General features: G+C 42.2%; 25 protein-coding genes. 2 read left to right on the plus strand and 23 right to left on the minus strand.

The annotated features are described in order from the left end of the window. The first annotated feature begins 213 nt into the window (after positions 1-213). The gene (locus Q7Q81_RS05730; protein ID WP_304274293.1) at positions 214-1,314 is read left to right on the plus strand and encodes a tyrosine-type recombinase/integrase; all 1,101 of its coding nucleotides are present in this window, start codon (positions 214-216) and stop codon (positions 1,312-1,314) included. 856 nt (positions 1,315-2,170) lie between these two features. Here the strand turns inward: Q7Q81_RS05730 and Q7Q81_RS05735 are convergent. The 4 genes from Q7Q81_RS05735 to Q7Q81_RS05750 all read right to left on the minus strand — a co-directional run bounded on the left by Q7Q81_RS05735 (position 2,171) and on the right by Q7Q81_RS05750 (position 4,031). Further along, the gene (locus tag Q7Q81_RS05735) at positions 2,171-2,305 is read right to left on the minus strand and encodes a hypothetical protein (RefSeq protein WP_304274296.1); all 135 of its coding nucleotides are present in this window, start codon (positions 2,303-2,305) and stop codon (positions 2,171-2,173) included. A gap of 104 nt (positions 2,306-2,409) precedes the next feature. Next, positions 2,410-2,727, minus strand: coding sequence for a YjcQ family protein (locus Q7Q81_RS05740; protein ID WP_304274298.1), 318 nt, complete (start codon positions 2,725-2,727; stop codon positions 2,410-2,412). 36 nt (positions 2,728-2,763) lie between these two features. Then, positions 2,764-2,976 carry a hypothetical protein gene (locus Q7Q81_RS05745; RefSeq protein ID WP_281737781.1) on the minus strand — a complete coding sequence of 71 codons (213 nt, stop codon included), beginning with the start codon at positions 2,974-2,976 and terminating at the stop codon, positions 2,764-2,766. Beyond that, on the minus strand, positions 2,976-4,031 hold the full coding sequence (locus Q7Q81_RS05750) for a hypothetical protein (RefSeq protein WP_304274300.1): 1,056 nt from the start codon (positions 4,029-4,031) through the stop codon (positions 2,976-2,978). The genes Q7Q81_RS05745 and Q7Q81_RS05750 overlap by 1 nt, the downstream gene beginning before the upstream one ends. A 234-nt stretch (positions 4,032-4,265) precedes the next feature. Here Q7Q81_RS05750 and Q7Q81_RS05755 point away from each other — a divergent pair, with 234 nt between their 5' ends. Continuing rightward, positions 4,266-4,493 carry a hypothetical protein gene (locus Q7Q81_RS05755; protein ID WP_304274305.1) on the plus strand — a complete coding sequence of 76 codons (228 nt, stop codon included), beginning with the start codon at positions 4,266-4,268 and terminating at the stop codon, positions 4,491-4,493. Positions 4,494-4,496: 3 nt separating this feature from the next. On the opposite strand, the gene Q7Q81_RS05760 is transcribed toward Q7Q81_RS05755, so the two are convergent. From Q7Q81_RS05760 to Q7Q81_RS05850, 19 genes are all read right to left on the minus strand, one after another. After that, positions 4,497-4,709 (minus strand): hypothetical protein, encoded by a 213-nt coding sequence (locus Q7Q81_RS05760; RefSeq protein WP_304274306.1) that lies wholly within the window; start codon positions 4,707-4,709, stop codon positions 4,497-4,499. A gap of 147 nt (positions 4,710-4,856) precedes the next feature. Then, complete coding sequence (locus Q7Q81_RS05765; protein WP_304274309.1) at positions 4,857-5,048, minus strand: hypothetical protein; 192 nt, start codon at positions 5,046-5,048, stop codon at positions 4,857-4,859. A gap of 1 nt (position 5,049) precedes the next feature. Continuing rightward, positions 5,050-5,235 (minus strand): polymorphic toxin type 50 domain-containing protein, encoded by a 186-nt coding sequence (locus Q7Q81_RS05770; protein ID WP_303679855.1) that lies wholly within the window; start codon positions 5,233-5,235, stop codon positions 5,050-5,052. Positions 5,236-5,243: 8 nt separating this feature from the next. Beyond that, entirely contained in the window at positions 5,244-5,486 is a 243-nt protein-coding gene (locus Q7Q81_RS05775) for a polymorphic toxin type 50 domain-containing protein (protein WP_304274312.1), read from the minus strand. Positions 5,487-5,665: 179 nt separating this feature from the next. After that, positions 5,666-6,232 (minus strand): anthranilate synthase component II, encoded by a 567-nt coding sequence (locus Q7Q81_RS05780; RefSeq protein WP_304274315.1) that lies wholly within the window; start codon positions 6,230-6,232, stop codon positions 5,666-5,668. A gap of 3 nt (positions 6,233-6,235) precedes the next feature. Further along, the gene (gene trpE, locus Q7Q81_RS05785; protein ID WP_304274317.1) at positions 6,236-7,699 is read right to left on the minus strand and encodes an anthranilate synthase component I; all 1,464 of its coding nucleotides are present in this window, start codon (positions 7,697-7,699) and stop codon (positions 6,236-6,238) included. Positions 7,700-8,319: 620 nt separating this feature from the next. Beyond that, complete coding sequence (locus tag Q7Q81_RS05790; RefSeq protein ID WP_304274319.1) at positions 8,320-9,507, minus strand: ATP-binding protein; 1,188 nt, start codon at positions 9,505-9,507, stop codon at positions 8,320-8,322. 258 nt (positions 9,508-9,765) lie between these two features. Next, the gene (locus tag Q7Q81_RS05795; protein WP_210684351.1) at positions 9,766-10,317 is read right to left on the minus strand and encodes a hypothetical protein; all 552 of its coding nucleotides are present in this window, start codon (positions 10,315-10,317) and stop codon (positions 9,766-9,768) included. A 19-nt stretch (positions 10,318-10,336) separates the two neighbouring features. Further along, complete coding sequence (locus tag Q7Q81_RS05800) at positions 10,337-10,618, minus strand: DUF4160 domain-containing protein (protein WP_276768297.1); 282 nt, start codon at positions 10,616-10,618, stop codon at positions 10,337-10,339. Continuing rightward, the gene (locus tag Q7Q81_RS05805) at positions 10,602-10,877 is read right to left on the minus strand and encodes a hypothetical protein (RefSeq protein ID WP_276768295.1); all 276 of its coding nucleotides are present in this window, start codon (positions 10,875-10,877) and stop codon (positions 10,602-10,604) included. The genes Q7Q81_RS05800 and Q7Q81_RS05805 overlap by 17 nt, the downstream gene beginning before the upstream one ends. Positions 10,878-10,977: 100 nt before the next feature. Then, the gene (locus Q7Q81_RS05810; protein WP_304274322.1) at positions 10,978-12,954 is read right to left on the minus strand and encodes a TonB-dependent receptor plug domain-containing protein; all 1,977 of its coding nucleotides are present in this window, start codon (positions 12,952-12,954) and stop codon (positions 10,978-10,980) included. 255 nt (positions 12,955-13,209) lie between these two features. Then, positions 13,210-14,049 (minus strand): PD-(D/E)XK nuclease family transposase, encoded by an 840-nt coding sequence (locus Q7Q81_RS05815; RefSeq protein ID WP_304274325.1) that lies wholly within the window; start codon positions 14,047-14,049, stop codon positions 13,210-13,212. A gap of 159 nt (positions 14,050-14,208) precedes the next feature. Next, on the minus strand, positions 14,209-16,044 hold the full coding sequence (locus Q7Q81_RS05820) for a TonB-dependent receptor plug domain-containing protein (RefSeq protein ID WP_304274328.1): 1,836 nt from the start codon (positions 16,042-16,044) through the stop codon (positions 14,209-14,211). A gap of 230 nt (positions 16,045-16,274) precedes the next feature. Then, positions 16,275-18,206, minus strand: coding sequence for a TonB-dependent receptor plug domain-containing protein (locus Q7Q81_RS05825; protein ID WP_304274330.1), 1,932 nt, complete (start codon positions 18,204-18,206; stop codon positions 16,275-16,277). A gap of 276 nt (positions 18,207-18,482) precedes the next feature. Beyond that, the gene (locus Q7Q81_RS05830; RefSeq protein ID WP_304274333.1) at positions 18,483-19,466 is read right to left on the minus strand and encodes an ABC transporter substrate-binding protein; all 984 of its coding nucleotides are present in this window, start codon (positions 19,464-19,466) and stop codon (positions 18,483-18,485) included. A gap of 118 nt (positions 19,467-19,584) precedes the next feature. Next, positions 19,585-21,507: a TonB-dependent receptor plug domain-containing protein gene (locus Q7Q81_RS05835; RefSeq protein ID WP_304274336.1), complete on the minus strand. Its 1,923-nt coding sequence runs from the start codon at positions 21,505-21,507 to the stop codon at positions 19,585-19,587. A 283-nt stretch (positions 21,508-21,790) separates the two neighbouring features. After that, positions 21,791-24,850, minus strand: a complete 3,060-nt coding sequence (locus Q7Q81_RS05840) for an efflux RND transporter permease subunit (RefSeq protein ID WP_304274339.1) — start codon at positions 24,848-24,850, stop codon at positions 21,791-21,793. After that, on the minus strand, positions 24,850-25,965 hold the full coding sequence (locus tag Q7Q81_RS05845; protein WP_304274342.1) for an efflux RND transporter periplasmic adaptor subunit: 1,116 nt from the start codon (positions 25,963-25,965) through the stop codon (positions 24,850-24,852). Before Q7Q81_RS05845 ends, Q7Q81_RS05840 begins: the two co-directional genes overlap by 1 nt. Before the next feature lie 143 nt (positions 25,966-26,108). Next, the gene (locus Q7Q81_RS05850) at positions 26,109-26,666 is read right to left on the minus strand and encodes a hypothetical protein (RefSeq protein WP_210684345.1); all 558 of its coding nucleotides are present in this window, start codon (positions 26,664-26,666) and stop codon (positions 26,109-26,111) included. Between the last annotated feature and the right edge of the window lie 43 nt (positions 26,667-26,709).

Below are 26,709 nucleotides of genomic sequence, written 5' to 3' on the forward strand. Positions count from 1 at the left end.
TACGTAATGTAAAGTAAAAAATAAGTAATTTACGTATTTTTTGCCAATATCAATACTTTTATAAATAAAAAATCCCCCGGTGCTACCAACACCGAGGGACCTGCAAGAACGTGCTACCAACACGCTCAACGTCATCAACCCATGTTCCACCAAGAGCTGATTACTTTTTTATTATATCAGCTCTGCTTGAAAAATGAAAGGAGCTGATTTTTTATGGCTAAAACAAAAAAATCTAACGGCGAAGGAACCATAAGCTACGAAAGCGACCGCAAAATGTACCGGGCAAGACTAATCGCCCCGAACGGAAAGCGCATCTCTAAACGCTTCCACACGAAAAAGGAAGCAATGGAATGGATTGCTGTTATCCAGGCAGATATCTGCAAGAACGTCTATGTAGCGCCCAACAGCCTGCGCTTAGGCGAATGGCTCTCCGAATACCTTATTACCTATAAAGCACCCAAGGTGCGCCCCAAAACACTGGATCGCTACATTCAGACCGCAAAACATATTGCACCCATCGCAGAAGTGGAGCTGCAGAAGCTGACTGCCCATACTGTGCAGCAATTCTACAATGAGCTGCCGCCGATGAGCGCTAGCAGCAAGAATAAAGTGCATAAGCTCCTGAAGGCTGCCATCACCAAAGCCTGCGCCATTGACCTGGTTGCCAAAAACTTCATGCAGGCGGTAGAAGCTCCACCGGTTCCCAAGGTTGAAGTCCAGGTATTCACTACGGAAGAAATCGGTAAGATTCTGCAGACAGCCAAGAACAGCCGTTATTACAGCAAATACTATCCCTTCTTCCTCTTGGCTGCAACTACCGGCGCACGCCTCGGAGAGCTGTTAGGACTTAAAGCGCCAAACGTAAAGCCCGGTTATATCTACATAGACAACAGCCTTCAGGCCGTCCGCGGAACGCTCACAGATATGCCGCCCAAAACTGCTGCCGGTGTACGCAAGATAACTATTGCGCCCGAAGTCAGCAAAGCCCTTAAGCTCGCCAGCGCCTCTTCCGGTCCGGTGCTTTCGTTTAACAGGTACGTTTTCCACACCCGCAACGGCACGCCGATAGCACCAAGGAATATGGAACGCATCTGGAAGGCACTGCTGCAGGAAGCAGGCGTTGAATATAAGAACTTCCACGTTCTGCGTCACACCATGGCCACGCAGCTGCTTGCCAACGGTGTATCCATCGCCGAAGTTGCCAAGCGCTTGGGACACAGCAAAATCAGCCACACGCTCAATCTTTACAGCCACGCCGTACCTAATTATGACGAAGGCATTCCGGATATCATCAACAAAGCATACGCACTCTGACCGCGTTGGCCCCAGCGTTGGCCCCAAAAGCGTTTTCAAATCCCGCAAACCGCATGAAATGAGGGTTTTTAGGGATATTGATATTAGGCCTTCTAAGCCGTGGGTCGGGGGTTCGAATCCCTCCTGGATCACCATGAGAGAAACCCCGCAACCATGCAGGTTGCGGGGTATTTTTGTGTGTAAAAAAAGCGTTTTTAAGTTGTTGATTTTTAGTATTTTCGCCCTATTTTTGGCTATTTTTTAGGCGCGTTAGCCCCAAATATTTCCTTATCATCATGACGTTTAGTGGTTGCTACTTTATTCCACATAGTTAAATTAAAGCTGCATTTTAGCATTGCTTGACATGTTCAAGCATTTTTGCTACATTAATCATTGACGGAAGAGTTCCGCATGTTAGCCATACTTTCTCGTCACTTTTCCAGACATAGCCTGCTCTGCACATAATACCGCCAGTACCTTTGCCCTGTTCGCCGTTAAACTTAACTTGAATGATGTTAGAGTTATCGCCTACGATTGATACTTCTGCGGTAGTCCCTTTAGGGAGAAGGAGAGATTATTGTGAGAGAATTTATTCACAACATATACCTTATTGTAAAATTGATAGTCATTGTAATTTTCCTGTACATCTTTGCCGCCTTAGCTTTTGTGATTGTTGGTGGAACCATGATGAATATATTTTTGAAATAAATAGGCTTAAAAAAGAGGATAGTTTTAATATGTACCCCCAATTCTGGACATTCAGAGTTGGGGGTGTTTTTATGAAATACAGTTATAAGTACAAAAAGAAATGTGTCGAATTATACAGACAAGGCAAATGAGCTGAAATACCAGAGGGAGTAAGTGTATCTAGGTTTCATCATGCAGTTGTTGAATGGACACGATTGGGAAAAGCATGTGGGTCAGAAGTGCTGAAACACAAAAATAAGAACAAAGCGTGGTCAGCACCGTTCTCAACTTTTTCCAGTGCTTCGTAAACCTGTTTCATTTCCATTGTTCTGATACCTCCATATCATGGGCCTCCGCCCTGTATTGTGCCCTCTCCTAGGCAATAAAAAAGCACGCTGTTACACGTGCTTGATTAACGATGTTAAATTATTAAATCCCCGGAGTAATGTCTTTAATGCCCTTTGCCAGTCTGTAAGCCTTGCGCATCATAGAATTCTCTTCCAAATATTGCAAACCTTGCAATGTGATTTGTGGATTGATAGGCGTTATATAAGTTCCTGTAGCTGTTGATGTTATCTTGATTTCATCAATGTACCCTGCTTTTATAAGCATCTGGATAAGATTTTGCCACAGCACTTCTGAAATATTCAGTTTTTGGGGCGTTAAGTCTTCCCAATCTGGTTCCTCAACATCTAAGTTTTTCTCAAAAACCTTGAGTATTTTATAAATTATCTTAAAATTATCCATGTTATCTCCTTATAAAAACCTTGTAAGCCTATCTACTTAAACAATAGTCACAACTTTATCTTTAAAATCATCTGTGGTGTGAATTGTAATCCATCTTTTAACAGAATTCGGCATATAGTGAAACCTTTTGTTATCAATAATTGCTATGCCAATTCCCTCTATTTGATAATCTCTATCAAGCACAAGAATAGTTAAGTCCTTAGTATGTGGCACTTTAAGAGAATCTATAATCTTATATTTAGTGCTCATTATCGGTTCCCCCCTTGCTTCAAGAATTCTTGCAATTTCAATTGATAAGTTTTTAAGTTTTGCGTTGTTACTTGAATTTCCTCTATTGGTATTTTATACTTCTCTGACATTTTTAGCAAGTATTTTTGTGCATCAATCTCTCTGCGTAATATCATTTCACTAAAAACAAGATTATTGTAATCTCCACGTCTATCCTGTTTAGCATGATACATTTTTTCAAGAACATCAGAAATAGTCGCACCATCCCTTATGAAAGCGATTTTGCTTCCAACTAAATATGAAGCATATGCTCCCTGTTTCTCTAAAAAGCGATCCGCTTCTTCGCCTCGTATTATAATGCCCCCATCATTCAAAAATTCTTTTACTAATTTATTATACGCCGCTTTATAAATAATCTGCTGTCCTTGAGCCCCTATACGCCGACGCTTTAGAATACTTTCGTTCAGCCTGCTTTTTACTTCTCTCAGCCCAGCATAACCACGCATATACTTCCGCCAGTCTTCACCGTTTTCCCACGCTTTCAAGCCTTTACGCCCCAGCACCTGCGCACTGCGTGATTCCAGCAAGCTGTTCAGCCATTTGTCGCCTGCTTCCCGCACCTGATCGCGTTGCTGCTGCATATCAACTTCGTCTTCAATGACTTCCACGTACCGGCATAAGCAATGCGGGTGTACCGGCAAAGGCGGCAGCTTATCCTTAGGATATATACCTGCACCTAAGCCATACATATCAGCTTTGGCGTACATATCGCAGATGTCGAAAACAGGGTGACGGCTGCTTAATTTGAATTTCACAGCCACAATATCAGCGTCTTTTTGCATCTTAGCTATGAAGCCATCAGCCCATGCCCTCGCCATCTCGGTTCGGGTGATGCGTTCAGCAACATAGCGGGATTTTTCATTGACAGCAACTTCCACGGCCTTTTCAATAGCCTTTTCATTGCCTTTCTGCACTGCTTCCAGCAATTTATTATAGGCTGCCTGCAGTGCCTTGTTAGGTGCGCCATTTTTGGCCAGACTATTGATTTTGTCAATGGCCTGCCTTTGTTCAGCCAATGCCTGCAGGTCATTGCCGGTAGCCTCCCTTACCTTATGCTGATAATATCCTTGCCGCCGTTATATACATTCTGAGCATTTGTCTATAGCATTTTATAAATCGTTTTGTAATTTTTCTGGCATATGTTGCATTGCATAAATAAAAATTTTATATTTATCTCAACGAAACTTGCATCTTCTTCTAGCCATAAACGCCTCCTGCTGTTATAATATAAATAGAGGATGGTGATAGTTATGTATCTTTTCGGAATAAAAAAATGGTATTTCAACTGGGTTCTGATGATTTTAACTCTTGCTGTTTTCCCGCCGTTAACCATATACATGTTATACCGCATGATTAAAGATTTCTTTAAAGAATCCAATAAACAAGCATATTACGACCAACTTGCCGAAGATGTACGTGAAGAAACACGTTTAGAAGAATTAAGAAAAACACGTGAAGCTATAAAACAAAATAAATAATTTTCATTCCCGCTCATTTGGGCGGGTTATTTTTATTCGCCGGCGAACGCCAACAACCTCCAAGATGCTTTTCAGCTTTGTCGCACTCTGCTCTCCTGCCGTGCGGTGCTTCTTAGCTTCGTTGTTGAGAGTATTGATTTCGCCCTTGATAGCAGCGATGAGGTCAGCACCGTTCTCAACTTTTTCCAGTGCTTCGTAAACCTGTTTCATTTCCATTGTTCTGATACCTCCATATCATGGGCCTCCGCCCTATATTGTGCCCTCTCCTGGGCATATAAAAAGCGTATCCTGTGAAATTCACAAAATACGCTAATTATTAAATTATTTACTGCATAAAAAAGCCCACAGCATAGCTATGAGCTTTTAAAGCATTTCAATTTCGGTAATTTCATGCTTAGCAATTTCAATAAGTATATTATTTTCATTTCTAATAATAATGCTTTCTTCTTCATCCTCTTCAATGGTCGGAATATAGTCAATAACGCGACCTTCAATCGCACCACCATCTAAGCACAAAATTTTAATTTTTTTCCCAAAAGTTTCTCTTAATTTCATATCATTCATCCTTTCTAGGATAAATATGACTACCAGTTTTAGAATAAACTATAACCGCTGCTTTAGTCCTCGTTTCTTTACCATTTTCATTATCTACATGAGCACCTATAATTTTATCACTAACAACCCTTTCTTTATTTTTCCAATTACCATTGCTGTCAAAAACAGCCTCGCCAGTAGTACTCAACTCATCAACTAACCGTTGAGCTCTGCTAAATTACCGTCCAAATAGCTTCTTCCGTCAATATAGCCTCTACTACCCTTAATATGCCTGTTTTGCTTGTCAGCATTAATGGTTTTAGAAATTTCGCCGAGCCTTAGCTTTTCTTTTATTATACAATTATCTTTATTAGCTTGCAATTTCTCATCAGCGTAAAACTGCAACATAAGTTCAAATACTCTGCTCTCCGCTTCACGCAGTCCAGCATAACCACGCATATACCCCTGCCAGTCCTCACTAGCGTTCCACGCCTTCAAGCCTTTACGCCCCAGTACCTGCACCTAAGCCATACATATCAGCTTTGGCGTACATATCGCAGATATCAAAAATCATGTGCCTTCATATAATAAAATAACGCAGAATGTACTCATCTTCTCAGTACATTCTGCGTTTTGCTTTACAGGCTCAAAAAGTTTTCTAAAATCGTCCGTCCCTGCGGCGTCATAATCGACTCCGGATGGAACTGCACACCATACACCGGCAGCGTTTTATGCTGCAGCGCCATAATCTCGTTCTTTACCGTTTTTGCCGTAACCTCCAGGCATTCCGGCAAGCTTTCCGGCTCCACAATCAGCGAATGATAGCGCGCCGCCTCAAAGCCGTCCGGCATATCCTTAAAGATGGGGCTTGCCGCCTCCAGATACATCTTATCCGCCTTACCGTGCACAATCTCCGGCGCATGCACCACATTGCCGCCAAAGGCCTCGCCAATCGCCTGATGCCCCAGGCATACTCCTAAAATTGGGAACTCACCGGCAAGCTGACGGATAACCTCCAGACAAATACCTGCCTGCTTGGGATTGCCCGGCCCCGGTGAAATAATAATATGATCCGGCTGCATTGCTCTGATATCCTCAATCGTCAGCTTATCATTGCGCACAACCTTGATATCAGGATTAATTTCGCCAATCAGCTGATACAGATTAAAAGTAAAGCTGTCGTAGTTGTCTATAATCAAAATCATTCCTTACTCCTCCTCTGCCGTCATGCGCAGCGCCGTCATGCAGGCGCCTGCCTTATTCACGGTCTCCTGAAATTCATTGTCCAACACGGAATCCGCAACGATACCGCCGCCAGCCTGAATATAAACCCTGTCGTTCTTTTTAACCATAGTGCGGATGGTAATACAGATATCCATGTTGCCGCCAAAATCGAGATAACCCATGCCACCGCCGTAAATACCGCGGCGCTCCGGCTCCAGCTCGTCAATAATCTCGCAGGCGCGAATCTTCGGCGCTCCGCTCAGCGTGCCTGCCGGGAATACTGCCCGCAGCGCGTTCAATGCGTCCTTATCGGCACTCAGCTGGCCTGTAACCTTGCTCGTGATATGCATAACGTGTGAAAAACGCTTAATCGCCTTATAATCGCTCACCTTGACGCTGCCAAAGTCACAGACACGGCCAACATCGTTACGCCCCAAATCCACCAGCATATTATGCTCCGCGATTTCCTTGGCATCTGCCAAAAGCTCCTGCTCCAGCGCCTTGTCCTCCTCACTCGTCCTGCCGCGGCGGCGTGTGCCCGCAATAGGCATGCTGATAACCTTTTTGCCAACTACCTTCACCAACGTTTCCGGCGAGCTGCCGGCGATTTCCACATCGTCATTATGCATAAATACCATGTACTGCGAAGGGTTCGTCGTTCTCAAATAGCGGTAAGCGCTGAAAAGGCTTTGGTCATAGGTTGCGCTGAATTTTTGCGCGTAAACAATCTGAAAAGCATCGCCGTTTTTGATATATTCCTTGCAGCGCAGCACATTTTTATTATACTGCTCACGGCTCTGGTTACTGGTGAACTCGCCCAGCTTAGCCTTTACAGGCTTCTTCGGCTGCACAGGCTGCAGCAGCATTTCCTCCATCGCCGCAATTTCACGCTCTGCTTTAGCGTAATTGATGGAAGCATTATCCGTTTTGACATTCACAATCAGGAAAATCTTCTGCTTGAGATGGTCAAAAGCAATCAGCTTATCAAACAGCATCAAATCAACGTCGGCAAATTCCGCCTTGCGCTCTTTATTCACACGCATATCCGGCTCGCAGTAGCGCATAAAATCAAAGCCAAAGGTGCCTACAAGACCGCCGGTAAAGTTAGGCAGGCCATCAATCTGCGGTGCCTTGTATTCCTCCAGAATATGGCGGATGCAGCCCAAGGGATCGTTTTCCTGATACTTCACGGCAGCACCGCTGATGATTTCCGCATTACCGTCGGTTATTTTCAAACGCAGCATAGGATCATAGCCTACAAAGGAATAACGCGCCCAATGCTCACCGCCCTCAATGCTTTCCAAAAGGAAGTAGTTGCGGCTGCTGCGTCTTACATTGTCCAAAAATGCCAGCGGCGTCAGCATATCCGCCAGGCATTCCTTAGCTACAGGCACAGCCTTGTAGTCCTTTGCATACTGCATGACCTGCTCCAAAGATAAATTCAACATTTTGTCACCTCATCTGCTTATTTTCACCCATGTCAACAAAAAAGCCTGTCCTCGTACTGCTCGCTTTGAGCAATATCAAGGACAGGCTATAAATTCTTATACCTACGGTACCACCTTGCTTCGCCGTACACCGGCGCTCTCTCGCAGAATGCTGACACATTCCTCACCCTTAACGCCGGTGTAACGTTGCCGAATACTCTCGCCTAAGCGATTTGACAGCACCCTCAACGGTCCATTTATCAGCCTGCATCTCTATCCGGCTCCCACCTGCCCGAACTCTCTGTAAGCGCATTTACTGACTTGATCTCCGTCTCAACGGTTTGTGGTCTTTTGGGAAGTTGTGCCTAGTGTATCACTCTGCATTAATAGTGTCAAGAAAATATTACACTTTGCGTACTTCCGATTATTTTGCAGTGAATAATGTAAAGCAGGTTACAGTTTCAAAATAACTGCGCAACAGCAAGCAATGTATATATTACGCAAGTTTTTCTTCTGTATGAGAAAAACTCACTCAAAACTCAAAATTTTTCTTTTCTAAACTAAAAACTTCTGATTTTTAAGCATTGTTTCTTCTGCAGGCGAAAAACTTTTGGATGTAGGAAGAAATATAACTACTTGACTCAATTTTCTTCCAAAAGAAAATCTATGATATTCTTTTGCTCAATCCCATCCTCACCCATCGGTAATTCATCAAGAGTAAGCACATACTTAGGATAGCTGTCATTAATCTTTTTTAGCGGAGCAAACTCACGCTCATATGTTTTTTCATCTAAAACCGTTGCTGATACTTGATAATAAATGCGCTTATCCTCTTTTTGAGCAATGAAATCTACTTCGAGCAAATCTAATTTGCCTATGCTGACCTGATATCCTCTTCGCAAAAGCTCCAGATAAACAATATTTTCAAGAATATGTCCGATATCGCGAGTGCGTTCACCCAATAAAAGGTTACGCAAGCCTATATCAACGATATAATATTTTTCCAGTGATTTCAAGAACTCTTTCCCTTTGATATCATAGCGATTTGCTTCATACAAAATAAAAGCATCTTTTAGTGCTCGAATATAGTTATCAATAGTCCCTGATGTAGTCCTTCTGCCATTACTGTTCAAGGTATCAGCTATTTTTTTAGTTGAAACTATATTTCCTATATTATCAAATAAAAATCGTATTACATCTTCTAAGAGCTTTACGTCTGAAATCCTCTTGCGTTCAACAATATCCTTAAGTAAAACAGTGTTGAATATACCTCTAAAGTATTCCAAGCGAACTTCTTTGTTATCAATAGTTGCAGCATAAGGAAAGCCACCATTAAGATAATATTTATTAAACGCCGTCTTTTTATCTCCACCGACTAATTCCCAATACTCCTTAAACGACAACGGTAGTATGCTCAGTTCAATATACCTTCCAGACAACAATGTAGATAATTCACCAGAAAGCAAATATGCATTAGAACCAGTAATATAAATATCTACATCATCACGTAAGAACAAACTGTTGATAGCCTTTTGAAACTCAGAAATAATTTGTATTTCATCTAAGAATATGTAATTTTTTTCATTAGGGGATAAGTTTTCCAGGATATGATTATATAAAGCATGATAATCCTTAAGACTTTCCCAACGCAAATCTTCAAAATTTATATATTGACAGCATGAAGGATGCACACCGCTGCTTACTAAAAAATCTCTATACATTTCCAGCAGTGTCGACTTACCGGAACGACGCACACCTGTAATAACCTTGATAATCTTTTTATCTCGCATCAATTTTAGTTTTTCCAAATATGTCTGACGTACAATCATACAAATCCTCCTCTCCCAAACTAGCATTATACTTCTTTGTCCTTTATATCATAACAGAAAGGATAATCCTACGCAAGTTTTTCTTCTCCATAAGAAAAACTCACTAAAATCTAAAAGTTTTTCTTTTGTAAACGAAAAACTTCTGATTTTTAAGCATTTTTTATTTTGTAGGCGAAAAACTTTGGAGTTAAAAATTTCTTTATACAAGCGAAAAAAGGCGGCGCAAGCGCGCCGCCCAAGGCTTCAGGTAAAAACTTACTATTTCATGCACGCATCACGCGGCAGTCCCAGCTGCTCGCAGATATCGCCCCATTTTTGCTGACGTGTCTTCATTGCCAGCAGCTCCTCCACGCTCTTGTCGCAGTGGCGCGCCAGGAACATCGCACGCTTCACCTGATGCGAAGCGTAACCCATGCGCATGTATTTGTCTACCAGCTTTTTATCCAGGCCAAACAGGCGGTGGATACGGTCAACCTTGTACTCATGCTCGGCACGCGCCAGCTTCTCCGGCGTCAGCCCCAGCAGATAATCAACACGCGTCCACACGTATTTATCGCGCAGCTGCGCAACCTCCTTCACCGGCTTTTTCGCTGCATAGGCATGCAGGCAGAGCTTTTTCAGCTCCATATAGCTGATGCCGCTGTCAAAAAGCTCGCCAAGCTCTTCCTTGTCAAAGAGAAAGCTGTCATGCAGGCCGTTCACTGCCTTTTCCTTATCCATAGGCTTCTTGCCTGCGGCGCTGGCAGTTGCTCCGCCAACAACAAAAAGACCGCAAAGCATGAGGCATATCAGGAGAGTTATCTTTTTCATTTTGCACCTCCGAGGTAAGTCAGCAATAATACTCAATCTCACCAAATCTTTCAATCCAGGCAGAAATAATATCTTCACTCTGTGCTTCAATCATTTCAACCAAACGATTAAGTATTTTAGAAGGAATTCTTTTGTCGTGCGGATTTGCTATCATAGCCCTTTTGCTTTGAGTTATCCATATTTTGGTTGCATCTGCATGTGGCATTCCATCGGAAACATGCACATGAACAGGCTCCAGCGGCAATCCTTCATTAGACCAAAAATATACTCTATAGGGACCAAATCTAAGCAGTTGCGGCATCTGATTGAAACCCTCCAATTTGCGAATATTTAATTATCAAATGAGCATTTTTTTTGATTCTTGCTAAAATTTTCTCCTGTTCATCTTTTGTATAGCCAATTACATCTTTGATTTCGTATTTCGGTAAAACGCATAAAAGGCTGTGAAATCCATCTTCTGCATCAGGTGTTTCCACGTATACTAAAACAGTACCGTCCGCTTTCATTTCCGAATGCGTATATTCAGTTCCATCATTTAGTGTCAAATATGGATAAATCATATTAAGCACCATCCTTTCATACGTATTATAGCATATCTGCAAGTTCAGAAAAAGCTATATAAAAGTGGCGGCGCATTTGCGCCGCCGTAAAGGTTAAGTGTTAGAAGCTATATTCGTAGCCAACCATGAAGTTACGGCCCAAGGAATAAAAATTCGATGTGCTGTTGCTTGTAATATCTAATCTGTCAAATATGTTGTTAATGTGCAAAAATGCCTTTTGATTTTTCTCGGGTGCATAGGTAAAATGCAAATCAGTAAAGCATTGCGGCTTGATTTCTCTTTGAGGTTTGGTGATAGAGGCTCTGGTAGACATCCTGTCGCCTACAAAGTTTACAGACATGCTAGCAGCAAATTTACTTTGCGTATAATCAACAGCTCCTTGCAGCTGATATTTATTATAAATTTGATGCCAATCCATATCACCGTAGTTATGAATATTTTGAGCTTTAGGATTTTGGTAGGTAGCACCCCAACGTGTTGACCAATTATCATCATGCTTTATTGCATAAGACAATTCAACACCAGTGTTTTTAACATCTTCGTTGAAATAGTCTACTTCATCAATAAAGCCGTCTTTATCATATTTTACGTCAGCGTCTATAGAATCCTTGATTTTATAATTGAACAAAGCAAATCGCAAGTTGCCTTTGCCAATATTCGATTTATAACCGATCTCATAATGTGTTCCCTGTTCAGGTTTCAAATCAAGCGCAGGATTCATATTACCGTTACCGAAAATTTGAGTCAAATTAGGCAAACGGAATGATTTACCAATCTTTGCATAAAAACTGCTATCATCGCTCACCTTATAAATATATTGCAGTTCAGGAGTAAATTTGCTTAAGTTGTCATTATGAGTATATTTGCTAGTACCAGTTTTATTATCCTTCTGATAGCCGTCACAGCCCGTTGCCCACGTTTCACGGGCATTAAAAATTAAATTGGATTTATCGGATACCTTCCAATCATAAGAAGCATAGACAGAATAGTTATCACGTTGATAGGTGCTATTATTATTTTTGCTGGAAGAGAATAAATCCATATCTTCTTTTTGATAACCAGCACCGACTAACAACTTATTTTCTCCCATATCAAAGGTTTTTTGTAAATCAATATTTGTATTATGTCCTTTGCGCCAGCTATAAGGAGTCTTTGCGGACCATGCACCCTTCGCAAACTTAGACTGATCATATGATTTTTCCTGAGTTCCGTAAGATACATTAGCCTTTAAACCATCTTTATCGTATTGAAGTAAGAACATATTGTCGGTATCTTCGTAATAGTTATTTTGCGTACGCTCGCCGGACAAAGCTTTTTTCTGCCAGTATTCATGCTTGTTGTTTGAATAACTATGCGTAAAGGTTAAACCGTCAAGCATTTTCCAATTCCACAAAACACTCTTTCTATCACCCTTACCATAATCATAGACAGTAGTCTTAGCGGTCGGTTTACCTATATAGCCACTCATATTATCGGCTTTACCACGCTTCTCATAGCCGGCAACAATGTTAAATTTATCTGCACCGACACTTACATTATAGCGTTGCTTACCAAAATTGCCCGCAGCAACTTTAACAGTATTGCTCATTGCTTTCTTGGTAATAATATTAATTACACCGCCGGTAGCTTCACTGCCATATAAAACAGAGCCACCGCCCTTTACTACCTCAATTTTTTCAATGGATTCAGTCGGAATATCCTCCAGGTTATACTTACCGTCCTGATTCATAGGAACGCCATTAACCAAAACCAATGTGCCCTTTTCAACGCCACGAATCATAACCTTACTGGTCATTGTACTCATACCGGTACCATTGAAACCTTGAGATTGTGTATTAACGCCTAATGTATTTTGCAATACATCATAAGCATTGGCAGCACTGCTTTTTTCAATCTGCTCTTCAGAATAAACCTCAACAACAGCCGGAATATCCAAATCCTTTTTTTCTGTTCTTGTTGCTGTTACAACCATTTGGTCCAACGAATACTCCTGCAGCTCTTCGGCAAAAGCAACTGCACTGCTCATTACCGTACCGGTAATCAAAGCCGTCATCAATAAGCCTTTTTTCATCTTCATTTTACTCTTGCTCCTATCAAAAATATTTATTGAAAAGCCCCAGCACACCCAGTCTTTCATGGTCATATGCAACAAGCTTCACAATCGGCAAAAAATATCTGTATATCAACTCATTCAGTTAATATTATATCTTATTTTAAACTATATAGCTACTTTATAGGAAAGATATTTGCAAAAATTTTTGCAAATAAAAAAATCACCGCCAGAATCGTCTTTAATCATAGCGGTGATCAATGTTTTTATTAATTTGTATCCCTAGGCGCTCATTTTAGCAGCCAGCGCACGCACTTCCTTCACCGAAAGCTTAGAGTACTTAACAATCTTATTTATGCTTTCATTATTGGCAAGCATCTCTTTGGCAAAGCTAATACGAGCTTCCTTTTGCGCTTTAGCAGCTTTAGCTTCATATTTCTTTGCCATTTTTTCTAAGGCTTCTTTTTCACGCTTCGCTATAAGCTTTTCCATTACATCGCCCATTTTATCCAAGCCCTCCTTATCTTCTTTAAAGTATCTAATTTTTTCGGCAAGCTTTTTATAATGCATATCATCAGGATTCTTGCAGCAAAAGTCATGCATCAGCATTCCTAACGGAGTGTCATTATGAATTTTGGCATTAACGTAGATAATATGCGAGCCATCTGCACAGTTGCTACCATTCTCATCTATCGTTCTATGAATATGATAAATCGGCAACAGTCCTTTAAGCACGTCTTCCTTTGTAATGAAAATAACATAGTTCTCAGGGATTTTGTCAAAATACTTACCCTTCGGCAAGCTTTTGGCATCCAACAGGCTCATATGATAGCGCGCTCTTTGAGGAATGGCGCCACTGCTTTCATTCTGTACTTCGACATTGAACTTGGTGCCATCAGCTTTTTCAGCTAAAATATCAAGCTGTAAGTCCCTTCCCTGAAGATTTTTAAGACGTTTTTGTGTAGATGCTTTCTTTACTTTGATTGTATCATTTTCTAAAATAATCCGCAATATTAATTGCGTACGCTCTATGTCATCTTCAAAAACCTTGGTCATAAACGGGTCATCCATAAGAGTAAATTCTTTAATGGAATTCAATAGATCTTGCTTTATTTTTACCATTTATTATTCATAGCCTTTCTTCTGATTTTTCTGACTAGTCTTTGTGCTTATTATATTAGCAGAGAAGGTTACGATAGTCAAATAATTTTTCTGAAAATTCGCTTTTGCTTTGGTGGTATATTAAAAGGCGGCGCAAACGCGCCGCCGTGGAGTTAAATGTTAGAAGCTGTATTTTACACCAATCAGGAAATTAATCGGAGTATAGTAATACTCTGCGGAAGAAGATCTGTAAGAAATATCTTCTCTATCCAAAATATTATTAACTGTCAGGAAAACACTGCCGTTTTTAGTCATCTGATATTCAGCATTGAAATTAGTAATCAAGGACGGTGTAGTATCCTTATCAGACAATACTCTGTCGCCGGTATAAGCTGCATTCAAGGCTGCACTGAACTTATCCATTCTATAAGTCAGTCCTGCTTTAAAATATAATTTTGCGTAATCTCTTTCCCAGTCACCAACAACACCTTTCTTCATATTTCTGGTTTTAGGACTGCTGTAGGAAGCAGATAAGCTGTAACCGAAGCCTTTATCAGCACTTAAGGAGTATTCCGCCTCGATGCCGGTATTCTTCAAATCTTCGTTTTCATAAGTAAAATCACCAAGTTTTTCGTCATACTTAGCTGTAATATTGTCTTTTACTTTATAAGAGAATAAAGCAATTCTTGCTTTTCTGAAATCGTCAAAATCTTTCTTCAAGCCTAACTCATAATGCATACCGGTTTGAGCCTTTAAGTCAGCACCGGCTTTAGTCTTATAAATCTGATGTAAATCAGGCATCTTATAGGATTGGCCAATGCTGGCATACAGATTAGTATCTTCTGCTAATTTATGTGTATACTGAACCTGTCCGCTAAAGTTGGTATTGTTATAATCATTAGGTGCACCGGTAGTCCAGGATTCACGCGCACTTAATGCAAGTGTATTCTTCTCATCAAATTGTTTTTCGTAGGAAGCATAAACAGAATAGTTATTTCTGCTCTGCATAGCTTGTTCATACGGTGTATATTGTTCTGCTTTATAGTTAGCACCAACCAATGCTACATCGCCGTCATTCAGATTCCAGGTTTTCTGTAAATCCAAGCCAAAGTTTTTGTTATTTTCTTCATCGTAAGCTAATTTGCCGGTTTTCAAGGTAATGGCATCTTTTTCACGGTTTCTGTCAACATAATAAGCGGTTGCCTTGAAGCCGTTATCATCATAAGCTAATTGAAGATTGTTACGTTTAACATGTTGTTTGGTATCGGTAGCCTTTTTACCTTCGGTAATGTAATGATACTTAGAATCATTGTGCCCCGCAGTAAACAGCAATCTCTCATTAATCTGATAGCTTAAATCAAAATTGTTATTTTCAGGACCTTTCCAATCTCTGCCATCACTGGCAACATTTTCAGTAGTGCCTACTTTGGTATATTTATAACCAAAGCCAAAGCCTTCAGCCTGGAAGCTGCCGCTATATTCCTGACGGCCGTCGTTACCTACAGCAGCTTTAACATAATTCTGTTTAGTTTTCTTAGTAATAATATTGATTACACCGCCGGTAGCTTCACTGCCATAAAGTACAGAACCGCCGCCACGGACAATTTCAACACGTTCAATATTCTCAACAGGAATATCTGTCAAATCATATGTTCCGCGAGTATTTAACGGAATGCCATTAACAAGGACCAGCGTACCGTTGGCATTACCACGCATAACAATTTTACTGGTCATATTACCCATAGAGCTGCCTGCCGGACCATACTGATGTGCTTCCAGACCTGCACCGAATTTAAGTGCGTCATACAAGTTCGTCGCACCTGTCTGCTCAAGTTTTTTAGTATCAAGAACCTCGGTAGAAGCTGCAACCTCTACATCTCTTTTCTCATAGCGGGTAGCAGTTACAACCATCTGGTCAAGAGTGTACTCCTGCAGTTCTTCGGCAAAAGCAGCTGTACTGCTCATCAAGGTACCGGTAATCAACGCCGTCATCAACAAACCTTTTGTCATCTTCATTTTACTCATACTCCTATCAAAAATATTTATTGAAAAGCCCTTGCATATCCAGTCTTTCATGGCCATATGCACTGGCTTCACAATAGACAAAATAGTATTTATACACCAACTCATCTAGTTAACATTATATCTTATTTTAAACCATATAGCTACGCTATACGCAAGAGTTTTATGAAAATTTTTTATACAAAAAGGCGGCGCTTGCGCACCGCCTCAGCTGTTTTATTAAATTAGAAGGTATAGTTATAGGTCAGCATCCAGTTAAACGGCATACCCCAGTTTTCATACTTGTTGATAGTATCATCTCTGTCAAGGAGATTATTCAAGGTCAGGGATGCGGAATGATGCTCATCAGCTTTATAGGTGAAGTTAGCATTCAACAGACTTCTGTGCGGAATGCTGTGATCGCTGCCTTTAGAGCCTAAGCTGTTATAATAGGAGCTTTCACGTTTACCCAAATACAGGAAGTTCAAGTTGCTGGACAGTTTACCGACAGTATAATCAATACCTGCAGTCAATTGCAGCTTAGCATCAGATTGCTTGTAGAAATCCTTGCCCTCTTCTTTAGTTTTAGGATTGGAGAAAGCAGCGCCTAAATTATAGCTGAACTGATCGCTGAGATGCTTTTTATACTCAATTTCCAAACCATCATTTTTGAATTTGCCGACATTCTTCAGAACCTTATTCGGCAGGCCGATATCAACCCAATCAAACTTAGCATCTATATCCATATGATATACGCCGGCCTTTACGGATGCTGTGTCAGTGATGTGCTTGATACCGGTTTCATAGGTCCAGCCCTCTTGCGGTTTTAAATCACCAACACTATCTCCCGTATGAGAGAAGAATTGGTTCAGAGGCGGCAGCTGATAGGATTTGGCAGCATTAGCATACCAGGAAATATTATCGCTGAGCTTATACAATGCCTGAATTTGAGGAACAAATTCGTTATGGCTCTTAGTCTTATCCTGACCTTTGATATAATCCTCGCTAATATGCTGACCGCGAATACCGGCAGTTACATCAAATTTATCGGAAAATGCATATTTATAGGATGCATATAAGCCATAATTCTTACGTTCGCCCTGCATATGCTCGTATCTGTCTTCTGCTTCTTCTTTAGAAATAGTCATACCAAGAACCAAGGTATCCTTATCATCGCGTAAGTTCCATGCTTTCTGGGTATCCCAAGTTAAAGTATTCAGATTCCAGTCAGAGGATTTAGCACGTTTATTAGGTCCATATACAAAGCCTTTAAGAGTTGCCTGGTAAGGAGAAACTACACGTTTATTATAAGAAACAATTGTCTTGAACTGATTATCCTTATCATTATAGATTGCGCTTACATTATCACGTCTGTCTTTGTAATAATAAGCTGTGCCGGCACCGGTTTCTACACCGTTTTTCACGGTATAGGAATCTCTGTAATAATTGCCCTCGGTATGAGCAAAGTTAAAGCTCAATTTATCGGTAGGAGATAAGCTTACAAAAGCGTTATCCTTGCTGCTGTCGCGATATTTCCATTTTCTGCTAGATTTTTCAAAAACCTTATTAGTCTGGTCTACATCACCAAGATAATCCTTGCTGACAGCAACTGTATAGCCTTTACCGGAGCTGAATAAACCCCATTTTTTATCATAGTTGCCGGCACCTACGGAAATAGTAGTGCGATTACCGTCTTTCTTGGTAATAATATTAATTACACCGCCGGTTGCTTCCGCACCGTAAAGTACAGACTGAGCACCACGGACAATTTCGATTTTCTCAACAGCCTCTACAGGAATACCCTCCATGCTGTTGTAGTTCATCATGTTAATCGGAGCGCCGTTAACCATTACCAAGGTGCCCTTATCAAGGCCACGCAGAACAGTTCTGGTAGAGCTGCCGCCGAATTCACGACCGCCGGGGCCATAAGCATTGTTGGTAAAGCCAACCTGACGCTCAATAACCTCATAAGCAGTTTTGGCGCCGCTGTTCTCGATTTCTTTAGCATTGATAACACTAACAGCAGCAGGAACTTCTAATTCTCTTGCTTCGGTTCTCGTCGCAGTTACAACCATCTGGTCAAGCGTATACTCCTGCAGCTCTTCGGCAAAAGCACCTGTACTTGCGCACATCAAAGTACCGGTAATCAATGCAGTCATTAACAATCCTTTTTTCATTTTACTCATACTCCTATGAAAATATATTTATCGAAAAGTCCCTGCATATCCAGTCTTTCATGGTCATATGCCGGCGGCTTCACAATAGACAAAATAATGTCTGTATATCAACTCATCTAGTTAACATTATATATCATTTCAAACCATTTATCCACTTAATCTTCATGATTTTTTCATAAAAAATCACAAGAAAAAAAGCGGCACTAACGCACCGCTTTTTCAGTTACTATTCAAGGCTGTAAATGTAATTAATCATGATGTTTTTATGCTTAATTATCAAAACCCTTTCAAAAACTCCTCCGGCTCTAAAACAACACAGTCACCATAAACCAAATGTGCCAGCTTCTGCACCGACCATACGCAATTCTGATGACCGATAAAAATGTATTTTTCATCAAGCAGAGCTACATTCCCGTTTTTTACCGCTCGCAAATTTTCTAAGCTCTTATCAGCTAAAAACTCACCCAGCAATTTCTCATCCTTAGCCTTATTATCCTTCCATGGCTTTGCAAGAAAGAAGAAATCCGGATTTATCTCTATCATGACCTCTTTATTGACTGTCTGTCCGGTATTCATTCCCAAATCTGCAATACCGTTTCTTATCTTGGCATGCTTGCAGATATCATCATACATGCAACCCTTGCCTCCGTAGGACGCGTAATTGGCTGATACAAGAACAGTACTTTTACTGTAATGAAGCTCTTGTGGTATATTGCGTTCAATCCTCTCCAGTTTATCGTTCATTTTTTGGACTAAAATCTTACCACGCTGCTCTTCACCTACTAGCCGGGAAAGCTTGATAATTTCATTTTTGACTTCTTCTATATTTGTAGACAACCTTACAACATAAACAGGTATACCCATATCACGATAAGACTGAATTTTATCTGCACCAATTACCTCATTAACAATGAATATATCCGGCTTGAAAGCCAGAACTGCTTCCAATCCCGGATTTGTAATCTTATTTTCGACCAATGAACTTACCATATTGCCAAACGATTTTGCCGAGTTATCCATATTTTTAGATACAGACAGCATTTTTTCAGGCTCCACTAATCCCAAAAGGATGTTATCAAGATAAATATTGTTGGTCATAATTTTTTCCGGCTTCTTCTTTAGTTTTACCTGATAACCGGTATCGTCCGTTACAACGATTGCGTTATCTTTGCCTGCAAACTTCGCAGATTGGCTAAAGTTTTCTGTTGTGCAACCGGAAAGAATACAGGCTATAACAAGCATAAGGATTAAGCGATACATATTTTCCCTTTCAAATTTAAACGAATATTACTTTACCGAGAGTATTAGCGGTGTTTTAAAACATGCTGTTTTTAAAAAGGTGACGCAGTTTTGCGCCACCTTGTGGAGAATCAAGTAATTAGAAGCGATATTCGTAGGACAAAGTCCAGTTGAACGGTTTATCCAGATTTTCACTGACATTGATCGAATTATCTCTGTCTAAGAGGTTGTAAAGATTTAAGGTAATACTGTTATTTTTGTCAGGATCATAGTTAATAACAGAATTCAACTTAATAATGTTTTTCAGCTTATGCAGGCTGCCGTAGGATGCATCCTCTCTATCACCCAAATAATAAAGGTTTACACCGACGCCAAGCTTGCTGTAATTGTACTTAGCGCCTGCAGTAAATTGGTATCTGGAGGATTGCTGAGTCCACTTGCCGGCATCTTTAGCCAAAGGATCCTGATAGGTTGCACCTAAATTGTATCTCCAATGTTCTCCGATTACTTTATCATATTCGAATTCAACACCGGTGTTTTTAAATTCGCCAAGATTTACCTGAATATATGTATCGGGATCAATTCCCGCCGGAGGAATAATGCCTAATTGATTATATTTTTTCCAGGCAAACTTATCATCCATTCTCATTGTGAACACAGCTAATTTGCTAGAGGATGTATCGGTAATCTTCTTCAAGCCGGTTTCATAGGTCCAGCCCTCCTGAGGCTTCAACGCACCATTAGAACCCGTTTTGCTTCTGGAGTATCTGGAATTGATTGCCGGCATTTCAAAGGCCTTGCCAACGTTAATATACCAGCTGGTATTTTCATTCAGTTTATATAAGGTCTGTAATTGCGGCAGATATACATTGTGTGCGCCATCAAAGCCGTTATTTTTTACATAATGTGCTCTTACACCGATATTAGTAGAGAACTTATCATCATATTTTTGATTCCAGGAGAAATAAGCTGCCAGGCTGTCTCTGGAAATAGCGTTGCTTCTATTGGCAATTTCTTCATAATGCTCTTTGTTGGCAGTTACGCCGGTCAGCAATGTTGCTTTATCGGATAAAGTCCAGTCCTTGTTAATATCGTAGTTAATGGTGTACAGAATAATATTGCTGCTGGAACCGCTTCTTAAAACCTGTCCGTTAGTTTTATATTGCTTACCGTCTATTCTTCTTCTGTTGAAGGATAAATTAGATTTGAGCTTATCCTGTTCGTTGTTATAGAGTAAAGCTACATTATCTCTTTCATCATTATAGCTATAAGAAGTTTTATTCATGCTTCCGTCAGGATTGAGATATGTCATACCAGTATTTTTAGTTTCCGTATGCATATAATTAAGCGTAAAATCTTTAGCCAAGTTTACGCTTGCGAACAGATTATTTTTGGTATAAGCACGTCTGTCTGTATCGAATCCTTTGTAGTTGATAGAAGAGTTCTCAAATTTTTTATAATAGTCACGGCTGAAGCTCAAAATATATTTATCACCGCTGGAAGCAACCTCATAACCCTTTTTATAGTTACCTGCTACAGCTTTAATGCTGTTGTTAATTTTTCCAGCTTTTTTGGTAATGATGTTAATAACGCCACCCATAGCTTCACTGCCATAAAGAACAGAATTAGAGCCTTTTACAACCTCAATTTTTTCTACGGCACTGATAGGAATGCCTGCGGTTGAATTGTAATTGTTCAGGTTGATAGGTGCACCGTTCAACAAAACCAAAGTGCCTTTGTCTAAACCGCGGATATAGGTACGGCCCGTAGAGCTGCCATTATCGCCTTCACCGCCGGTATAGGAATAGCTTTGAATGCCAACAGTCTGCTCCAACGCATCAAATACACTTACATAACCGCGATTTTTAATTTCCTGTTCTGTAATAATGTTAGTTGTTGCAGGAACCTCAACATCACGCTTTTCTGTTCTTGTGGCTGTTACAACAACCTGATCTAAAGAATACTCCTGCAGCTCTTCGGCAAACGCAGCTGCACTACTACATAAAACAGTACCGGTAATGAGGGCTGTCATCAGCATGCCCTTGGAAAAATTTGACTTCATGTTTTACTCATACTCCTTAAAAATATTTATTTTGACCACCCTTCCCCCGTCCAGTCTTGTATGGCCACGAGCTACTAAGTGCATCAAGCAAACTAACAGGCTATACGGCAATATAGCTATAAAAAATGCGCCCTTGCTTTTATAATCAGCAAAGGCGCAAGTTGCTCTTCTGATAGTATATAAGAAAAGCTCTAACAAAATTATAATTGTTTAGAACTTCTTCTTACTTACAAATAGTATACTATATAAATTGTTTTGACGCAATATATATTCCTATTTATTATTAAATTCGATTAGGAAATTTTTCTTTCAACCACAAAAACAGTATCGGCAGCACCAACAGCGTAAATACCGTCGACGTTATCATACCGCCGATGATAACCCACGCCATGCTAACGCGCGTTTCCGAGCCTGCGCTCAGCGACAGCGCCGTCGGTAGCATGCCCACCACCATCGTCAGTGCTGTCATAAAGATAGGCTTCAGACGAGTTTTGCCTGCTTCGATTACCGCAGCCTTCGCCGTCATGCCTTCATGCATCAGCGTCAGCGTATAGTCCAAAAGCAACGTGCCGTTTTTCGCTACCAAACCATCCATAACCAGAATACCGATAAGTGAATACAGATTGATTGTATTATGCGTCAGCAGCAAACAGAAGATGGCACCGATAATGCCCAGCGGCAGCGAAAACATACGGATGAACGGAGTAAATACCGATTCATAGAGCACTGCCAGCAGCAGATAAATCAACAGAAGTGACAGCGACAATGCCATAGCCATTTCGGCAAAGGAATCGTTCATCGTGGTCGCCTGACCGGAAAAAGCATAGCTACTCTTAAGACCTGCGGCATTGAGCTTCTGCGTCAGCTCCTTAACTACCTCATTCAGCGGTCTGTCCGTCAGATTACACTGGATGTTGATAATGCGCTCCTTGTTCACGCGACGGATAGTAATCGGGCCTACGCCCTCTTCTACGTCAGCAAGGTCGCCAAGAAAGACGCTTCCTCTGCCTGTCTGCACCGGAATAGCGCGCACGTCTTCAATATCATAGCCACTGCCACCGGCAAAGCGTACTGCTATATCGGTGTCATTGCCATGGTTTTGCACATCGTTCGCCAGAACGCCGGCACTGCGTCCGCCAATGGCAGCGTTAAAGGACTGCGCCACATCATTGACTGTCGCGTGATAATATTTAAGCTTGTCGCGGTCCACCGTCACCTTCAGCTCCGGCATGCCTTTAACATAGGAATTTTTGATATCCTTCAGGCCTGCAGTCGAAGCAAAAATCTGCTCCACCTTAGCGGAATCAGCCACAAGCTGGTCCATATCGCTGCCCTTAAGCTCCACCTGTACCGGCGAGCGCACAAGGTTGCGACCGCCCGAAACACCGGTAACGGATGACTGAATCTCATTGACGCGCACCTTGATTTCGCCAAGATTCTGCTTGGCAAAGCTGCGGATGCCCTGTGCTACCTGCCACACGTCCCTGCTGCGCTCATCGCTGCTTTTGAGCGCGATAATCAGCTTGCCCATGCTCTGTGTGGTCGTTACATTAGTCATATAATGCTCGATTTCCGGCACCTTGGCCAAATAATCCTCAAACAGCAGCAAGGCCTCGTTGGTTTGGTCAGCGTTAAAGCCCGTAGGCAGCTCAATATTCACCTGAATCGCGCTTTCGTCGGTACGCGGCATGTACTCCGAACCAACTATACCAAGCGGTACCAGCGCCACCGCCACTGCGAAGGCTGCCAGCACTCCCAGCACCAACTTCTTCGGCTTTTCTATGCATTTGCGCAGCAGAATATCGTATTTTGCTATTGTCTGCGCCTCAAAGGCATCCAGCCTGCTCCACAGCTTGCCCTTAGGCTCCTCCACGCCGTTTTTATAAAAGCGCGAAGCCAGCATCGGTGTCAGCGTAAAGGAAACGACCAGCGACATCAGCGTAGCAAAAACAATCGTCATGCCAAACTGCTTGAAAAACTGTCCTGTCGCACTTTGCATAAAGGCAATCGGCAAAAATACCACCACGTCGCAAAGCGTCATAGCGATTGCTGCCATACCAATCTCATTACGACCTTCCTCCGCTGCCACGTCGGCGCTTTTGCCCATCGCCAGAAAGCGATGGATATTCTCCAACACAACAATGGAGTCATCTACAAGAATACCGATACACAGCGCCATACCCATAAGTGACATCATATTGAAGGTAAAGCCTGCCAGATACATCAGGAAGAAGGTTGCAATCAGCGAGGTAGGAATAGCAATCATAACTGCCATAGAGGACTTCCAGCCACGCAGGAACAGATACAAAACAAGTCCCGTGGTAACAAGTCCTTCGAGCAGCGTTTTTAGCGTGTTGCTCAGGGAATCGCGCACGAAATGCGACTGGTCATAAACAACTGTGAAAACGTAGTCCGGATAATCCTTACGCAGCGTTTCCAGCTGCTGCAGCACGCCGTCTGCTGTGTCGACGATATTGGCACCGCTGGCCTTATAAACCTCCAGCGATACCGCCTCATTGCCGTCAACACGGCTATAGGCCACAGCACGCTTATCCTTGGCCTGCACGTTAGCCACCTGCCCCAGCTCGATGTATCTGCCGCCCGCACCCTTAAGCTGCAGGTGCTGAATCTCCTCTGGAGCCTTGTACTGCGCCTGCAGACGCACGGTTTTTTCCAAAGCATCAGTATAGACGGAGCCGGAAGAAACAATAACGTTTTCCTTGCGCACCGCTGTAATAATATCCTGCAGAGTCAAACCGTAATAATTGAGCTTATCCTTGTCAACCTCGATTGCGATTTCCTTGGCACGTCCGCCGGTAACGTCAACATCGGCTACACCGGCTGCCTGCTGCAAGCGCTCCTTAAAGCTGCTGTCTGCCAAGGCAAAAATATCGTCCAGGTTATCCTTAGACGTTGCTGCAATCTGGATAATAGGATATTCTTCGGAGGAACGCTTGAGCACTGCAGGCTCATCAATATCCTCTGGAAGATTCTTACGGATACGGCTGACTTTTTTCGTTGCCTCGATAGCCACCATATCAGCATCGGCCTGACTGTCCAGCTCGACAAAAATCTCCGCACGTCCGGGACGTGTAGCGGAACGCACCTGCTTAAAGTGCGAAATTGAGGACAGCTCGTCCTCAATCGGCTTCGTCACCTGCTGTTCGACAGATTCCGTACTGGCGCCCGGATAGTTGACAATGACGCTGATAAATTTAGAGTCCACGTCCGGCAACAGCTCCACGCCAATGCGAAAGAAGCTGATAAGACCGAGGACGCAGACTAATATGTAAATCATGCAGATACCGATAGGCCGTTTAATAGAAAAGCGTGTAATATTCATTACTTCGCCTCCTCCTTGGCCACCTCAACCACCATGCCGTCACGCAGACGCGCAAGATTATCAAGGATAACCGTTTCGCCTATCTTCACACCCTGCACTATTTCAATACTTTCATTATTACTTGCACCGGTAGTAACAGGCTTTTTCAGAGCTTTATTACCCTTGCCCAGCACATAGACAAAATATTTGCCATCCCGTTCGAGAACGGCATTTTTAGGTAAATATATAGTGGATGGCTTTTGCAGAAAACGCAATTCACCCTTGGCAAACAAGCCTGCCTTTACGTTGGAGCCAGGCTCATCCAGCCTGATGCGGAGGGTAAATTTGTTTGTTTCCCTGCTTCTTACTGGGCTCACATAAACAACAGTACCCCGGCATATTTCGCCAATCGCCTCCAGCTTCAGCTCAACCTGCGTGCCAACGGTCACAGAAGCAGCCTCGGCCTCTGCAATATCGCAGTCCACTGTAAAACCACTGTCATCCAAAAGGGTAAGCAGCCTGCTCCCTGCAGGCGCATAGCCACCCACTTCTGCATCGCGGTAGGTAATAATACCTGCGCGTGGTGCCTTAAAAATCAGATCGTGATACTTGTTTTGCGCAATAATGTACTCCTGCTCGCGTCTGGCAGCAATCTGCTCCTGACGGTAGACCTGCGATGGTGTGCCGTCATAATCCACCTGCTGCGCCAAAGCATCGTACTGCGCTTTTTTATTAGCCAGCGTCTGCTCCATACTGTCCAGCTCAGACTTGGAAACAGCGCCCTGCGCATACAGCTTGCGGTAACGCTCCGCGTTGACCTGCGCCAGCTTATAATCAGCCTCATAGCGAGTAAGGCTGGTGCTGTAGCTCACATCCGTAGTTGCCGCATTAGCTCCGGCCTCGGCATAGCGTGCCTTGGCCTTGAGCATTTCGGCGCGGGCATCATCAAGATGCTGCACCAGAAGGATATCTCCGGCCTGCACTTTGCTGCCCAAATCCACATTAATCTCATCGACGATGCCGGCATACTTGTTGATGATATCAATCTGTGCCTTGGCCTTGAGCTGTCCAAAAAGATTAATGCTTTTATACAATGGTCGTCTGCTTACTGTCTGCGTGTGCACAATAGGTTTCATTACTGCTTTTTTTGACGTAGACTGGTTGGAGAGATGCCTGAGGCCCAGTGTCAAAGTAATGCCTATCACACAGATAGCAAGCAGACTAAGGAGTTTGTGTTGTAATATATAGTTTTTTGCCTGAGTAAAATCGGGGCGCAGCATTATTTCGCTGCTGCCTGAGCATCAGCAGCTACGGCCTGTTGGCAGACTTCCAGCATAGCCTCAGCAAAGCTGCCTGCCGGAACAGGAACAAACTTCAGTTCCTTAGCCTGATGGCTCAGCAGAGTTTTCTTGCTGCCATAAACATCCATTACCTCTACGCCGTAGGTTTTATCCTGCAGATTAAAGGTCATGACGATTTCACAGTATTGCACCTTCTCTTTTTTAGTCAGAGAAGCCTTATATTTTTCATTGAGCTTTTTCAGCATATCCTTATCGGTAAAAACGGTTTTCGTCAGCACGGAAATAATATTTTTATCTGGCAGGCCATTAGTAACCTTGCTGAAGGTCAGGGAATCCATATCGTAAGCATAAATACCTACGTTATTTTCTACAACGATAGACCAACGTGCCTGCTCCTGTTCTTCTTCGCTCGGTTTAGGCATCATGCTGATTTCCCAGTTCATACCCTCCTGAGTTGCAGGCTTCTTGTCTGCATCCGCAGCAAAAGCGGTTGCACAGCAAAATAAAGTCATCAATAAAATAAGCAATTTTTTCATAAAAGCTCCACTCCTTTGTATGCTAATATATCTATTAGTATAC

The sequence above is a fragment of the Phascolarctobacterium succinatutens genome (assembly GCF_958453765.1).
Lineage (GTDB): Bacteria > Bacillota > Negativicutes > Acidaminococcales > Acidaminococcaceae > Phascolarctobacterium_A > Phascolarctobacterium_A succinatutens_B.

Excerpts from the sequence above, each read along its gene's own strand:
- Q7Q81_RS05730 (WP_304274293.1), top strand. The coding sequence starts at position 214 with ATGGCTAAAACAAAAAAATCTAACGGCGAAGGAACCATAAGCTACGAA.
- Q7Q81_RS05735 (WP_304274296.1), bottom strand. The coding sequence starts at position 2,305 with ATGGAAATGAAACAGGTTTACGAAGCACTGGAAAAAGTTGAGAACGGT.
- Q7Q81_RS05740 (WP_304274298.1), bottom strand. The coding sequence starts at position 2,727 with ATGGATAATTTTAAGATAATTTATAAAATACTCAAGGTTTTTGAGAAA.
- Q7Q81_RS05745 (WP_281737781.1), bottom strand. The coding sequence starts at position 2,976 with ATGAGCACTAAATATAAGATTATAGATTCTCTTAAAGTGCCACATACT.
- Q7Q81_RS05755 (WP_304274305.1), top strand. The coding sequence starts at position 4,266 with ATGTATCTTTTCGGAATAAAAAAATGGTATTTCAACTGGGTTCTGATG.
- Q7Q81_RS05760 (WP_304274306.1), bottom strand. The coding sequence starts at position 4,709 with ATGGAAATGAAACAGGTTTACGAAGCACTGGAAAAAGTTGAGAACGGT.
- Q7Q81_RS05765 (WP_304274309.1), bottom strand. The coding sequence starts at position 5,048 with ATGAAATTAAGAGAAACTTTTGGGAAAAAAATTAAAATTTTGTGCTTA.
- Q7Q81_RS05775 (WP_304274312.1), bottom strand. The coding sequence starts at position 5,486 with ATGCGTGGTTATGCTGGACTGCGTGAAGCGGAGAGCAGAGTATTTGAA.
- Q7Q81_RS05780 (WP_304274315.1), bottom strand. The coding sequence starts at position 6,232 with ATGATTTTGATTATAGACAACTACGACAGCTTTACTTTTAATCTGTAT.
- trpE (WP_304274317.1), bottom strand. The coding sequence starts at position 7,699 with ATGTTGAATTTATCTTTGGAGCAGGTCATGCAGTATGCAAAGGACTAC.
- Q7Q81_RS05790 (WP_304274319.1), bottom strand. The coding sequence starts at position 9,507 with ATGATTGTACGTCAGACATATTTGGAAAAACTAAAATTGATGCGAGAT.
- Q7Q81_RS05795 (WP_210684351.1), bottom strand. The coding sequence starts at position 10,317 with ATGAAAAAGATAACTCTCCTGATATGCCTCATGCTTTGCGGTCTTTTT.
- Q7Q81_RS05800 (WP_276768297.1), bottom strand. The coding sequence starts at position 10,618 with ATGCCGCAACTGCTTAGATTTGGTCCCTATAGAGTATATTTTTGGTCT.
- Q7Q81_RS05805 (WP_276768295.1), bottom strand. The coding sequence starts at position 10,877 with ATGATTTATCCATATTTGACACTAAATGATGGAACTGAATATACGCAT.
- Q7Q81_RS05810 (WP_304274322.1), bottom strand. The coding sequence starts at position 12,954 with ATGAAGATGAAAAAAGGCTTATTGATGACGGCTTTGATTACCGGTACG.
- Q7Q81_RS05815 (WP_304274325.1), bottom strand. The coding sequence starts at position 14,049 with ATGGTAAAAATAAAGCAAGATCTATTGAATTCCATTAAAGAATTTACT.
- Q7Q81_RS05820 (WP_304274328.1), bottom strand. The coding sequence starts at position 16,044 with ATGAAGATGACAAAAGGTTTGTTGATGACGGCGTTGATTACCGGTACC.
- Q7Q81_RS05825 (WP_304274330.1), bottom strand. The coding sequence starts at position 18,206 with ATGAAAAAAGGATTGTTAATGACTGCATTGATTACCGGTACTTTGATG.
- Q7Q81_RS05830 (WP_304274333.1), bottom strand. The coding sequence starts at position 19,466 with ATGTATCGCTTAATCCTTATGCTTGTTATAGCCTGTATTCTTTCCGGT.
- Q7Q81_RS05835 (WP_304274336.1), bottom strand. The coding sequence starts at position 21,507 with ATGAAGTCAAATTTTTCCAAGGGCATGCTGATGACAGCCCTCATTACC.
- Q7Q81_RS05840 (WP_304274339.1), bottom strand. The coding sequence starts at position 24,850 with ATGAATATTACACGCTTTTCTATTAAACGGCCTATCGGTATCTGCATG.
- Q7Q81_RS05845 (WP_304274342.1), bottom strand. The coding sequence starts at position 25,965 with ATGAAACCTATTGTGCACACGCAGACAGTAAGCAGACGACCATTGTAT.
- Q7Q81_RS05850 (WP_210684345.1), bottom strand. The coding sequence starts at position 26,666 with ATGAAAAAATTGCTTATTTTATTGATGACTTTATTTTGCTGTGCAACC.